Annotated in this window: 10 protein-coding genes; 3 read left to right on the top strand and 7 right to left on the bottom strand. The window is 43.0% G+C overall.

Annotated elements, in window-relative coordinates:
• Positions 1-193 precede the first annotated feature (193 nt).
• From FRZ06_20630 to FRZ06_20605, 6 genes are all read right to left on the bottom strand, one after another.
• Positions 194-1,183 (bottom strand): hypothetical protein, encoded by a 990-nt coding sequence (locus tag FRZ06_20630; protein QOX65589.1) that lies wholly within the window; start codon positions 1,181-1,183, stop codon positions 194-196.
• A gap of 120 nt (positions 1,184-1,303) precedes the next feature.
• Positions 1,304-4,747, bottom strand: a complete 3,444-nt coding sequence (mfd, locus tag FRZ06_20625; GenBank protein ID QOX65588.1) for a transcription-repair coupling factor — start codon at positions 4,745-4,747, stop codon at positions 1,304-1,306.
• Positions 4,748-4,835: 88 nt separating this feature from the next.
• On the bottom strand, positions 4,836-5,420 hold the full coding sequence (locus tag FRZ06_20620) for an aminoacyl-tRNA hydrolase (GenBank protein ID QOX65587.1): 585 nt from the start codon (positions 5,418-5,420) through the stop codon (positions 4,836-4,838).
• A gap of 18 nt (positions 5,421-5,438) precedes the next feature.
• Entirely contained in the window at positions 5,439-6,389 is a 951-nt protein-coding gene (locus FRZ06_20615; protein QOX65586.1) for a ribose-phosphate diphosphokinase, read from the bottom strand.
• A 111-nt stretch (positions 6,390-6,500) separates the two neighbouring features.
• Positions 6,501-7,202 (bottom strand): UDP-N-acetylglucosamine diphosphorylase, encoded by a 702-nt coding sequence (locus FRZ06_20610; GenBank protein QOX65585.1) that lies wholly within the window; start codon positions 7,200-7,202, stop codon positions 6,501-6,503.
• Between the two features lie 208 nt (positions 7,203-7,410).
• Entirely contained in the window at positions 7,411-8,802 is a 1,392-nt protein-coding gene (locus tag FRZ06_20605; GenBank protein ID QOX65584.1) for a UDP-N-acetylmuramate--L-alanine ligase, read from the bottom strand.
• A gap of 252 nt (positions 8,803-9,054) precedes the next feature.
• Here FRZ06_20605 and purR point away from each other — a divergent pair, with 252 nt between their 5' ends.
• From purR to spoIID, 3 genes are all read left to right on the top strand, one after another.
• Positions 9,055-9,888, top strand: a complete 834-nt coding sequence (gene purR, locus FRZ06_20600) for a pur operon repressor (protein QOX65583.1) — start codon at positions 9,055-9,057, stop codon at positions 9,886-9,888.
• A gap of 89 nt (positions 9,889-9,977) precedes the next feature.
• Entirely contained in the window at positions 9,978-10,271 is a 294-nt protein-coding gene (locus FRZ06_20595; GenBank protein QOX65582.1) for a septation protein SpoVG, read from the top strand.
• A 178-nt stretch (positions 10,272-10,449) separates the two neighbouring features.
• Entirely contained in the window at positions 10,450-11,454 is a 1,005-nt protein-coding gene (spoIID, locus tag FRZ06_20590; protein ID QOX65581.1) for a stage II sporulation protein D, read from the top strand.
• Between the two features lie 190 nt (positions 11,455-11,644).
• Here the strand turns inward: spoIID and murA are convergent, their stop codons facing one another.
• Positions 11,645-12,907 (bottom strand): UDP-N-acetylglucosamine 1-carboxyvinyltransferase, encoded by a 1,263-nt coding sequence (gene murA / locus FRZ06_20585; protein QOX65580.1) that lies wholly within the window; start codon positions 12,905-12,907, stop codon positions 11,645-11,647.
• Between the last annotated feature and the right edge of the window lie 215 nt (positions 12,908-13,122).

Raw genomic sequence — 13,122 nt, 5'->3', positions numbered from 1 at the left:
CAGCTCATTACCGAAACAACAATATCATATTTCTGATTGGTTTTCTTGACCGAGGTTGCGGAATAAAAAAAACGCCTTCAAGCAGATTATCACCTGGCTTTTAGGCGCATTTAATTTATTTTCTAGGTTTCTCTGAAATACTGCTTTTCAGTGTATTCCACTATGTTCATTCCATAGACTGATTATGTTTCGGCTACTCCTTCGTTGGTGCAGGATAATCCTTGGTCAGGTATTCAATCTTTTTTTTGCCGCGTAACGCATCGATTTGCTTTTGAGCTTCCTCGCTGACAAGGCCGGATTTAATAGATTCTTTCACTTCATCAAAGGTTTTGGTTCCCTGTTTCTTATCGGTTACCTTAATGATATGATAGCCAAATTCAGTCTTGACGATATCGCTGATTTCGCCTGGCTGCATTGCAAACGCTGCATCTTCAAATTCTTTTACCATTTGTCCTCTTCCGAAGGTCCCCAGACTGCCACCGGCATCCTTTGTTCCATCAGTCCCGTATTCCTTTGCAAGATCCTCAAATTTCTCACCGGCATTCAGCTTTTCCAAAACCTCCTTAGCGGTGTCTTCTGTGGCTACGAGAATATGACTTGCAGTAACTTCATCCACATTATAATTGCTGATATTCGCATCATAATTAGCTTTTGCGTCAGCATCTATTGTTGCCATTCCCGCTTCTACCTCTTCAAAATAGGCATTTCTATAAAATTGATCATAGTAAAACCCACTCAAGGTTTCATCTGCAATTTTTTTCTCCTGCAGGAATTTCTTTACCACTTCGGTTGACTTTGCCTCATCAACAAAGCTCTTAGCATCTGCCTCAATGGTATCTGGCAACGGATTTTCTCCTTTATCCTCGTAATATTGCCGAATTGTTTTCATTGAGATCATATCTTCCAACATCTGTGCTTTGATCGTCTTAATACTGTCCTCTGGAAATTGTGTTAAATCAATCCCCTGCATAAATGCAGCCAGCTGCATGTACTGCTCCAGTTGATTCTCATTGATTGTAGTTTCCCCTACCTTTACCAGATCTTTTCCCTCACTGCTTTTTTCGCCGCAGGCAGCAAGTCCCAGAGTCAGGAATGCAACCAAAAGGATTGCTACTAATTTCTTCATTCGTAAATCTCCTCTACCAATTTGTTTTTGAATGCTATGCTGTAACTTAACTACCATAAAAATTATGATTTCTTATGGCATGGCCATCTGCGTTTTCCATAATACGGTATATCGAAGCCGTACTATTTGCAGGGCACTTATTTGTATCATAATCGCAGCTATAGATTACTGCATTTATTATACCATAAAATGATTTAAAAACGTGGTCACTTGATGAAGTTTATTCTTCCCTGTAAAATTACATTTAATAAATGGTTTTACACCGGCGTGAATTAAAATAGCCATTCCATATATTTCTGAAAGTCTCGCTATTTTCTTCGGATGGAGCAGATTTTGATCGTAAAATTCAAAGATTATCTTCTTCTGCTCTTCATGAATCCTTGAGATCCCTGATTTTTCTGCCATTGCGCGAATATAGGATACATTGATTAAATTCATGACCTCCTGAGGCAATTCTCCAAAGCGGTCAATCAGTTCGTCGATGATTTCTTCCTGATCCTCCGCATCTTTAATAGCAGCAATCTTTTTATACATCTGCAGCTTCAGAAGCTCTTCACCAATATAGGTATCGGGAATATAGGCGGAAACATCAAGTTCAATGGAGGTCTCTTCTCGATCAGGATTGACTATTTCTCCTCCCAATGCTCTCACCGCATCATCCACCAGCTTGCAGTACAGCTCATAGCCGATACTCATCATATGACCATGCTGCTCCGTTCCAAGGAGATTTCCTGCCCCTCTAATTTCCAGATCCCTCATCGCGATATGGAAGCCCGCTCCGAATTCCGTAAACTCCTTGATGGCCCTGAGACGTTTTTCCGCAAGCTCAGATAGGACTTTATCCTTCTGATACATCAGATAGGCATAGGCCATTCTTGTGGAGCGCCCTACCCTTCCCCGCAGCTGGTAGAGCTGCGACAGTCCATACCGATCTGCGTCTAAGATGATAATGGTATTGACATTGGGAATATCAATGCCTGATTCGATGATGGTTGTAGCCACCAGAACATTGGACTCGTGATTTACAAAATCGATCATTACATCCTCAAGTTCCTTTTCATTCATCTGTCCATGGCCCACAGACACTACCGCATCGGGAACAAGCTGTGAAACCTGAGCCGCAATTTTGTAGATTCCTCTAACACGATTGTAAACGACATACACCTGTCCATCCCTGTCAAGTTCTCTTTGGATGGCATCCCGGATCAGTTCGTCATCCTGTTCGAGGACATAGGTCTGTACCGGATAGCGTTCTTCCGGAGGCTCTTCAAGGAGGCTCATATCCTTAATCCCCACGAGAGACATGTGCAATGTTCTTGGGATCGGTGTCGCGGATAGAGTCAATACATCGACATTGCTTTTCAGTTTTTTCAATGCTTCCTTATGCTGTACACCAAATCTTTGCTCCTCGTCAATGACAAGCAGCCCCAAATCCTTGTATTCCACATCCTTTGACAGAAGGCGATGTGTTCCTACAAGCACATCGATGCTTCCCTTTTTCACACCTTCAATAATGGTTTCCTGCTGTTTTTCATTCCGAAAGCGACTGAGCATTTCTACCTTAAAGGGAAATCGTTCAAACCGATCCTTGAACGTATAGTAATGCTGGTTTGCCAGTATTGTGGTAGGCACCAGTACGGCAGCTTGTTTCCCGTCAGAAACACATTTAAAGACTGCTCGCGCTGCAACTTCGGTTTTGCCATAGCCCACATCCCCGCAAAGAAGCCGTTCCATGGACAAAGGCCGCTCCATATCCGCCTTGATCTCTTTTATGCATCGGAGCTGATCTGCCGTCTCTTCGTAAGGAAACATATCCTCGAATTCTTTCTGCCATATGGAGTCGCTTGAAAAGGCATGCCCCCCTCTTGTTTTCCGTTCTGCAGAAAGTTCCAAGAGTTCTTTTGCCATATTGGCAATGGCCGCTTTGGCTTTGGCTTTGACCTTCTTCCAATCTCCTCCTGACAATTTATTGATCTTCGGTGTGCTTCCGTCTGCGCCTACATACTTTTGGATCATATCCATCTGTTCCACAGGAACGTACAGCATATCCTCACCGGCATATTTTATTTTCAGATAATCCTTTTTGACCTTCTGGATGACGAGCTGTTCAACACCCACAAATTTGCCGATTCCATGATTTTCATGAACCACATAATCCCCTTTGCGAATGTCCGTAAAGGTCTTTATGGGTTTGCCCTTCTTTTTCTCGGAGCCCTTTGGTTTGCGATGCTTCTGGGTTGTAAAAATATCGCCGTCCCACAGGTAGACAAGTTTCTCCTCAGGGTATTCCATTCCCGATGTCAAGTTGCCCTTGGCAAGCTTGATCTGGTGCGACAGATCAAATCGTTCAATGAAGTTCCTAAGATTCTCAATCCGCTCTTCCGTGGCACAGACGATGGTAATATCATATCCCTGCTTCAGGTATCCTTTCAGATCTGTCTCAAGAAAATCCATTCTTCCGTTAAAAACAGGTGCCTGCTTGGAAGTAAGCTGGAGACTGGTATCCAGCCTGTCAAGACCCCTCAGTTGCTTCTGAAATGGCGTGAACAAAAACAGAGGGCTGTAATGATACACCGCTTCAAGATCGGCTTTTGATGAAAATGCTTTATAGTCACCCGGAACGGCTTCACCCCGCTCAAGGATCGTTTTAAAATCTTCTTTGTCCTCTTTTTCCCGGGAATCTAACACTTCTCTGATCCTGTCGGGATCTTCCAGCATAATGACGCTGTCCTTTTCCATGTAATCCCACAGGTATTCCGTATCCTCATAAAAATAGTGGATATAGTTTTCAAGCAGCTGTACGTTGGTGGTATTTTCAATGTAATCCAGCAAACGAGTTTTTCGCTGAAGCAACCGTTCCTTTTGCGCACCTTCAAGCCTCTTAGCATAAGTGTCGTAGGCTTTTGTCAGCTTATCTGCCGCAATGCGAAACAGGTTTTCCTCTTGAACCATCTGCTCAGCCGGATAAATTTCAGCAGATTTCATATTCTCAACGGAGCGCTGAGAAACCGGATCAAAGGTTCTGATCGAATCCACCTCTGTTCCGAACAACTCAATGCGGTACGGATATGTGCAGTCAGCTGGGTAGATATCAATGATTCCGCCTCTAATACTATATTGTCCTTTGGACTCAATATAAGACGCCCTTTCATACCCCATATAAGTGAGCTTTCTCTTAATCTGCTCCAGATCTGTCTCATCGCCAAGAGAGAAGCCTATTGTATTCTCACTGAAAATTCTCTTAGGTGCCAGCTTCTTGACCGCGCCCATCACCGGGGCGATAATCACGCAGCTTTCTCCGGATAACAGGGCCTTCAATGCTGCAAGGCGTTCTTCCATAATCCCGTGACTTTTCGCTTCATACTGAAGAAAGAGCTGTTCTTCTTCTGGAATTACAAATATCTTTTTATCCACAAAAAAAGAAAGGTCCTCAGCCAACCTTTTCGCTTTTACATAGGAGGAGGTAATAATCAGACATTGCCCGCCTCTTTCGTTTAGAATCAGCGATGCGACGGGCATAGCCCGTCCTTCGGAGATTCCTGATAGGTTGATGATTCCCTTGGCGCTTTTCGCCAGAGTCTTTATTTCATAAAATTTGCCGCCTCTGACTCTGTCACTCATCTTCCTTTGTTTCCCTTTCAGCAGATGTTTTATCGTGTATCAGCAGAAAATTTTCGACTCGAGAAAATTTTCTTTCCCGCTGCTCATTTCAACGAGGCGGAGGACATGCCGGCCTCGTAACATTGTATTCGCCCATGGCGATATCTATTCCTTTTTCAAGGATACATTCGACGGAGCTTGCAGCTCGTGCAACCGTATCCTCCATCAGTTTGGCTTCCTCTTTACCGAAGCCTCCCAGAACGTAACCCGCAAGGGGTATTTTTTTATCCGCACCGATTCCGATTCTGACCCTAGGGAAGCCGTCTTCCTGCAGATCATAGATGATTGACCTCATGCCGTTATGGGTGCCGGCGCTCCCCTTTTTTCTGATCCTTAAGCTTCCCATAGGAATATCCACGTCATCATAGATGACCACCAGCTTATCGATATCTGCTTTGTAGTAGTCCATGATTTCGCGCACGCTGTTCCCGCTCAGGTTCATATAGGTTTGCGGCTTGACCAGCAGTACCTTATGGCCTGCAATCGTGCCTTCCCCCACCAGAGCCTTATGTTTAATTTTATTGATCTTGATGTTATTTCGTTCAGCCAGAAAATCCACGGTAATGAAGCCGATATTATGCTTTGTGTTTTCATACTTTTTACCGGGATTTCCAAGCCCTACTATTACGTACATAGTGTCACCTGTCAGTTTTTAATCGAATAGTCTGCTGATCGAATCATTGGTAAAGATTCGGATCATCGCTTCAGCAAAGAGCGGAGCAACAGACAGCAGCTTTACTTTATCCGTCTTCTTTTCCGCAGCTAGAGGAATGGTGTTCAGGAGCACCAACTCTTTGATTGCAGACTCCTGAATTCTTTCGATGGCCGGTCCCGACAGAACGGGGTGTGTCGCACAGGCGTAAACTTCCTTAGCCCCCATATCCTTCATTGCGTTTGCTGCATTGGTTATGGTACCTGCAGTATCGATCATATCGTCCACAAGAATTACATTCTTCCCTTCAATATCACCGATAATATTCATAATTTCCGAAACATTCGCTTTGGGTCTTCTTTTGTCGACGATGGCGATGGGAGCATCCAGCGGATGGGCCATATTTCTGGCTCTGGTCACACTTCCGTGATCCGGAGATACAACAACCAGATCATCCAGCCTCATCTCTCTAAAGTATTTCACCAGAATTGGCATTCCCAGGAGATGATCCACCGGGATATTAAAATACCCCTGAATCTGAGGAGCATGGAGGTCCATGGTGACAACTCTATCAGCTCCTGCACTGGTGATGATGTCTGCCACAAGCTTAGCGGTAATTGGATCTCTTGCTTTTGCTTTCCGGTCCTGTCTGGCATAACCATAATACGGAATAACTGCATTGATCCTTCCCGCTGATGCCCTCTTCATAGCATCAATCATGATGCAAAGCTCCATTAGACTGTCGTTTACAGGATCACAGGTGGATTGAACTATGTATGTGTCGATCCCTCTGACCGTTTCCCATAAACTTACGGAAATTTCACCGTCGCTGAATTTGCTTACTGTTGACTTGCCAAGGGGCTTGCCCATAATAGAAGCAATTTCCTCCGCTAATTCATGGTTCGAATTTCCCGAAAAAATTTTAAAATCTGTGAAGACCCCGTTCTTCATTACTACACCTCTTTCTCGATTGGTTTCTTATGTGAATTTTTCGGATTTCCCTTTTTATCCGAGTGTCCTTATGCCGCCATCCTCATTTCTTTAGAAAAAATGAATGATGCGCTACTTTTTCTTACTGATTAATCCTCTTCTTGCTACCCAGCCTTCGATATTCTTTTCCTTCGCTCTGCCAACGCAAAGCGCGCCTTTCGGCACATCATGTGTTACCGTCGTTCCTGCGGCAATGTAAGCCCCTTCCTCCACAACTACTGGAGATACGATGTTCACATTGCAGCCCACAAAGGACCCATCTTTTACAACAGAACGATGCTTATTCTTTCCGTCATAGTTTACGAAAACCACTCCGCAGCCCAGATTGACATCCTCTCCGATATCGGAGTCTCCTACATAGGTAAGATGGGACGCTTTTGAACCGTTTCCGATGGATGAATTCTTAACCTCAACAAAATCCCCCACCTTCACATGGTCTCCCAGTCTGCTGCCTGGCCGCAGATATGCAAAGGGGCCGACGCTAGTATTATTGCCCACCTTGCTTTCCAATATAACAGAGCTCTGAATCTCAGAACTGTCGCCCACTTCTGAATTGACAATGCGTGAATTTTGGCCAATGATACAAGCCTCACCGATCTGCGTTGTGCCTTCCAGGATGACTCCGGGATAAACAATCGTTCCCTTGCCGATGATTACACGCTCATCAATATATGCTGCCTTTAAATCTATGAATTTGACGCCGTTTGAAAGATGCTTCAGGTTGATCTCATACCTTTTTCTTTCCAGTTCTTCATATTCCAACAGCTCTTTCATGCTAACCCTCCAAGTTATTCTTTTTTATAATATATTACAGCCTTCGATTATCTTAAAGATAGACGGAACTATTATACCACTTTATCAGCCATTCAAAAAGCAGAAAATAAGCGGGGCATGGTACCGCCCCACCATATTTGTAACTAAAAACAAGCATTTCCTTTTTTTGCACGGACAAATTCAAATGCCTTCTGAAAAAGAAAATAGGCTATAGCAGCCTATCCTTTTCAAGTATAATCTCAGCAACCTTATAGATGTCTCCTGCTCCCATTGTGATGACTAAGTCTCCACTCTGCGCATTATTTATGACGAAACTAGCAATCTCCTCGAAATTTGCGAAGTAATAGACGTCTTTTTCCGGCTGAACTCGCTTGATTTCATTAACCAATTCCTTGGAACTGATCTTATAAATATTTTTTTCCCGCGCAGCATAAATCTCAGCCATTATGATTTTATCTGCTGCATCAAAAGATTCAGCAAATTCATCAAATAAAGCAAGTGTTCTCGTGTAAGTATGGGGCTGGAACAAGCACCAAAGATCATTATGCGGCACATTCTGGGCTGCTTTCAGCGTTGCCTTAATTTCCGTCGGATGATGTGCATAATCATCAACAATCTTAATGTTATTTTTTGTGATACCAATCACGTCAAATCTTCTCTGTGTTCCTGTGTATCCTTCCAGTGTTGAGACGATGGATTCAATCTGAACGCCAAGACCATGACAGCACGCAAACGCCGCCAAAGCATTCGCAATGTTATGTTCTCCCGGTATAGAAAGCTGGATCGTACAAAGGATCTTACCAGAATGATGAATTTGAAAGGATGGCATGCCAAAAGAATTGAATTCTATTTCTGAAGCAAAGTAATCACAATGCTCATTGAATCCAAAGGTAACCACATTGCTGTTTAGTCCCTTCAAGATGCTGTTTACAAAAGGATTTGCATCATAGGCAATTACCGTTCCGTCCTTAGGTACCAGGCCCGCAAACTGCTCAAAAGAATTTGCGATATGTTCGATATCCTTGAAATAATCCAGATGGTCTGAGTCAATATTCAGGATGATTTCAATTTTAGGATGCAGACTCAGGAAACTATCCATATACTCACAAGCTTCCGTTATAAAATATTCACTGCCCCCTACTTTTACATTTCCGCTAATTTCCTGCAAGTTTCCCCCGACGAGAATCGTTGGATCCTTTTGAGCTTTTTCAAGGATTAAGGAAATCATGGAAGTGGTCGTCGTTTTTCCGTGTGTTCCGGCAACAGCAATGCTGTTCTCATACTCTTTCATCAAAGAACCGAGAACTGCTGCTCTGGATGCCGTTGGAATTCCCAGCGCTTCTGCTTCTGTAATCTCAGGATTATCCTGAGAAACTGCCGCAGAAAACACGACTAGATCCGCACCTTTTATGTTATTCCCATCGTGGCCAAGGTAAACTGATGCTCCCTGTGCCGCAAGTTTTTCCGTAATTTCGCTCTCCTTCATATCAGAACCCGAAACTGAGTATCCTCTTGAAAGAAAGATTTCTGCTATAGCACTGAGGCCAATGCCCCCAATACCAATACAATGTACATGCTTGAAATTTTTAAGATTCAGCATTCTATTCCTCCATCTATATTAGGGAAACGCTGATCAAATTCCATGCGCACCATCTGCGCACATTTTATTACATCAGTGCTTCCATTTTTTCCAATGTTTCTGCAGAGTCGGTGCACTTTGATGCCAACCGAAGAAAACTGCATACAAACGATTATACCACAATTGTTAAAAAAAAATGCTGTGAATTTGACAAAATAACAAAAAACGAATAAAATCACCTCATAAACCAATTATATTCGTATCATATGGAGGATGTTACTGATGAAACGAACAGAAAGAGTAGGCGCTATCATCAAAATTTTATCCGAAAATCCCAATAGATTGTATTCGCTGGGCTACTTCTGCGACTTATTTCAGTCTGCAAAATCAAGTATCAGTGAGGATATCCAGTCTGCAAAAAGTATACTGGAAGGCATTGATCTTGGCTTGATAGAAACCACAGCAGGCGCAGGCGGCGGAGTGAAGCTCATCCCCTATATCTCAGATACGGAAGCAGAGAAAACATTAAATCAGCTCTGCGAGAAGCTTAGGGACAAGAACCGAATTCTTGGAAGCGGATTTTTATATACCTCAGATCTTATGTTTGATTCCAATATTACAAAGCGAGCGGGTGAAATTTTTGCACGTAGATTTATTAACCTGGGTGCAGATTATGTCGTCACAATAGAAACAAAGGGCATTCCTGTCGCCCTCATGACAGCGCATATGCTCAACTTGCCTTTGGTGGTGATTCGCAGAGAGAGTAAAATTTCTGAAGGTTCCACAGTCAGTATCAACTATTTTTCTGGGTCAGCAGAAAGGATCCAAAAGATGTCTATTTCAAAACGAGCTGTGACTCCCGGCTCAAAAGCAATTATCATCGATGATTTTATGCGTGCCGGCGGCAGTGTAAAAGGCGTCTCTGATATGCTTGCAGAATTTGATATTGAAATCGTTGGAACAGGCGTAGTCATTGCGTCAATGGAACCGCAAAAGAAGAAAATATCCGACTATTTCCCGTTGATTTACCTGGGTTCTGTAGATGAAAATGAGAAAAGCATAGAGGTTTTTCCGAATAGTCTGATTTTTTACAAAAAAAACTTGTAAGATTTTGTTAACTCCTGTATAATGTTGGCATGTAATATACATATTTTTGTATATCGGAATTTAGTTGGGCAGGAAAGGGTGGTTTCAGTATGAAAATAACTGATGTAAGAGTCCGAAAAGTAAATGATGAAGGCAAGATGAAAGCTGTCGTCTCCGTCACTTTTGACGATGAATTCGTAGTCCACGACATTAAGATCATTGAAGGCCAAAATGGTTTATTCATCGCAATGCCTAGTAGAAAAATGGGCGAAGGAGATTTCAGAGACATCGCGCACCCATTGGTTTCCGAAACACGCAACAAAATCAAAGATGCTATTTTCGCAGAATACGAAAAGGTTCTCGAAGAAAAAATCGATGATGAAACCGAATCCGATAAGGAATAATTTGATATGTATTAAGTCGTAAAAACGCCATCCGTAGCCTGGTTGGCGTTTTTTTTTCGCCCATAGAGCGGCGTTCCCTTTTGCATACTCCATCTGGCATGATTTTATCCTCTGATTCATATACTTTACCGTACATATTTATAAAGAGGATTGAGACAGGCACAATGGAGGAATTAAAATGAAGCGCAAAGGATATCTTTTGAAATCATTCGCCGTTATTTGCTCAGCGGTGATTTTTTGTTTGATCGTTTTACCTCTTGCTCTGGTAAGCTTGTATCCGGAAACGGATGAGCGGGTAGAAATTCCGCCGGAGTCACCTCCAAAACAGGAAAGCATGAATGTCCCCGATACCATAAACGTCTACCGCACCGCTACCGGAAAAACAGAGTCCATAGCCTTTGAAGACTACGTTATGGGGGTTGTGGCAGGAGAAATGCCTGCCAATTTTGAATTGGAAGCCCTAAAGGCGCAAGCCGTGGCTGCCAGAACCTACTCCCTATCAAAGGTCGTTCGGGGCAACCCTGCCAATCACCCATCCGCACCGGTCTGTGATGATGTTCACTGTCAGGTATACCGCAGTCCCGGTGAATTGGAAAAAATCAAATCGGCTGAGTGGATGGCAACCGGTTGGCCGAAAATACAGGATGCTGTAAACAGCACAAAAGGACAGTTGATGTACTATCAAGGTGCGCTTGTTGAGCAGCCATTGTTTCACTCTTCCAGCGGAGGTAAAACAGAAAACTCCGAAGATGTATTCGTATCGGCAGTGCCTTATCTCAGAAGTGTAGACAGTCCCTATGAAACAGCTGCTCCCCATCAGGCAGAACAGGTAGAGATTCCCCTTTCTGAGTTTAAGCAAAAAGTGAAGAAAGCAAACCCTGGAAAGGATCTTGGCACGGTATCAGCCGGCACAGTGAAGGTCCTCGAACGAAGTGAAGGAGGACGTGTTGCCTCGCTTCAAATTGGAAACCTTACTATGAAAGGAAGGGATATGCGAGATCTTTTCGGACTGCGATCAGCAGATTTCACCGTATCAGTACAGGGTGATACGGTTGTCTTTACCACCGATGGCTATGGCCACGGCGTAGGCATGAGCCAATACGGCGCCAATGGAATGGCACAAGCGGGTTACAATTACAAACAGATTCTAACCCACTTTTACACCGGCGTCGAAGTTTATTAATAAAAAACAAAACCTCCGTTTCTTAGATCAGCGCACTTTGTTTCTTAAATCAATGTACTTTTTCTTAAAATAAAAAAACCGGAGATTACCATCCCGGTTTTTTTGATATATGATTTCTTTACTAGAATCATCCGCTTTATTATAATTGTCTTTGTTAGTGTGTCTTTGTTATTTTATTAATACTTGTGTCTTAGTCTTCAATTCTTCTAATGGATGCTCCCAGTTTTTTGAATTTCTCAATAAAGTCTTCATAGCCGCGTTCAATATGATAAACCTCAGAAATTTCAGTCGTACCCTCTGCCATCAGCCCTGCCAGAACCAACGCAGCTCCCGCTCTTAAATCCGTCGAAATAACCTGCGCACCCTGAAGATTTCTATCCCCCGGCATAATCGCGCTTCTTCCCTCTATTTTTATATTTGCTCCCATCCGGTTCAATTCACCGATGTGCATGTATCGGTTTTCAAATACGGTTTCTATCACAACGCTGGGGCCAGAGACCGTGGTCAAAAGTGCCATAAATTGGGACTGCATATCTGTCGGAAACCCAGGATAAGGGAGTGTTTTAATATCCGTTGCTATGAGCGGATTGATATCTCCTCTCACGCGCATTCCATCATCCCCATCTTCAATTACCGCACCACATTCTTTCAGTTTGGCAATCACGGGTTTTACGTGGTCCGGTACAACATTCTTAATCAAGACGTTCCCTCTTGTAATCGCTGCGGCTACCATAAAAGTACCAGTTTCGATTCGATCCGGAATAACAGCATGTTTTGTTCCATGCAATCGCTCAACACCTTCGATTTTTATTGTATCAGTTCCTGCTCCTTTGATTTTGGCTCCCATCTTGTTTAAAAAGTTTGCCAGATCAACAATTTCAGGTTCTTCCGCTACATTTTCGATGATCGTTGTACCTTCTGCCAAAACTGCGGCCATCATAATGTTTTCAGTAGCACCTACGCTTGGAAAGTCCAGGTATACGTTGGCTCCAATCAGTTTTTCAGCCTTAGCTTCCACATAACCATGTCCTTCCTCTATTTCTGCGCCTAATGCCTGAAAACCCTTCAAATGGAGGTTGATGGGCCTTGCGCCGATGGCACACCCCCCAGGAAGTGCAATTCTAGCTCTACCTGTTCTTGCAAGAAGCGGCCCCATGACCAGTATCGATGCTCTCATCTTCTTAACCAGTTCATATGGGGCTTCTTTCGCGATAATATTTTTCGTTTCTATTTCAACTACGTTATTTGCATAATCTGCTTTTACCTCAGAGCCGATGCTGCCAAGCAGCTTGCACATTACATCAACGTCTCTTAAAACAGGTGCATCAAGGATGTGACAGTTTTCTTCTGTCAGTATAGCTGCTGCCATAATTGGCAGTACTGCATTTTTCGAACCGCTGATTTCCACCTCTCCGTGTAATGGGCCGCTCTTATCAACTAAAAATTTTGCCACTGCTTTCCTCCAATATATATGAATGTTAGTTTTATGTAAAATCACTACTCATCTAGTATAACTTTATTGTTTCCTATTTTCAATTAAAAAATATTAATCAAAAATTGCTATAATTAGCTCATACTTGTCAGTATGAAAAACTGACCATCCCCTATTTGCTGATTTTCATAGTTCCTTAATTCTGGCTATTTCTTTTTGATGCTTTTTTTAATTTT

Source organism: Clostridiales bacterium (assembly GCA_015243575.1).
Taxonomy (GTDB): domain Bacteria; phylum Bacillota; class Clostridia; order Peptostreptococcales; family Anaerovoracaceae; genus Anoxybacterium; species Anoxybacterium hadale.
Note: the sequence above shows the minus strand (reverse complement) of the source record. Positions and strands in the feature narration are given on the sequence as shown.

Excerpts from the sequence above, each read along its gene's own strand:
- FRZ06_20630 (QOX65589.1), bottom strand. The coding sequence starts at position 1,183 with ATGGTAGTTAAGTTACAGCATAGCATTCAAAAACAAATTGGTAGAGGA.
- mfd (QOX65588.1), bottom strand. The coding sequence starts at position 4,747 with ATGAGTGACAGAGTCAGAGGCGGCAAATTTTATGAAATAAAGACTCTG.
- FRZ06_20620 (QOX65587.1), bottom strand. The coding sequence starts at position 5,420 with ATGTACGTAATAGTAGGGCTTGGAAATCCCGGTAAAAAGTATGAAAAC.
- FRZ06_20615 (QOX65586.1), bottom strand. The coding sequence starts at position 6,389 with ATGAAGAACGGGGTCTTCACAGATTTTAAAATTTTTTCGGGAAATTCG.
- FRZ06_20610 (QOX65585.1), bottom strand. The coding sequence starts at position 7,202 with ATGAAAGAGCTGTTGGAATATGAAGAACTGGAAAGAAAAAGGTATGAG.
- FRZ06_20605 (QOX65584.1), bottom strand. The coding sequence starts at position 8,802 with ATGCTGAATCTTAAAAATTTCAAGCATGTACATTGTATTGGTATTGGG.
- purR (QOX65583.1), top strand. The coding sequence starts at position 9,055 with ATGTTACTGATGAAACGAACAGAAAGAGTAGGCGCTATCATCAAAATT.
- FRZ06_20595 (QOX65582.1), top strand. The coding sequence starts at position 9,978 with ATGAAAATAACTGATGTAAGAGTCCGAAAAGTAAATGATGAAGGCAAG.
- spoIID (QOX65581.1), top strand. The coding sequence starts at position 10,450 with ATGAAGCGCAAAGGATATCTTTTGAAATCATTCGCCGTTATTTGCTCA.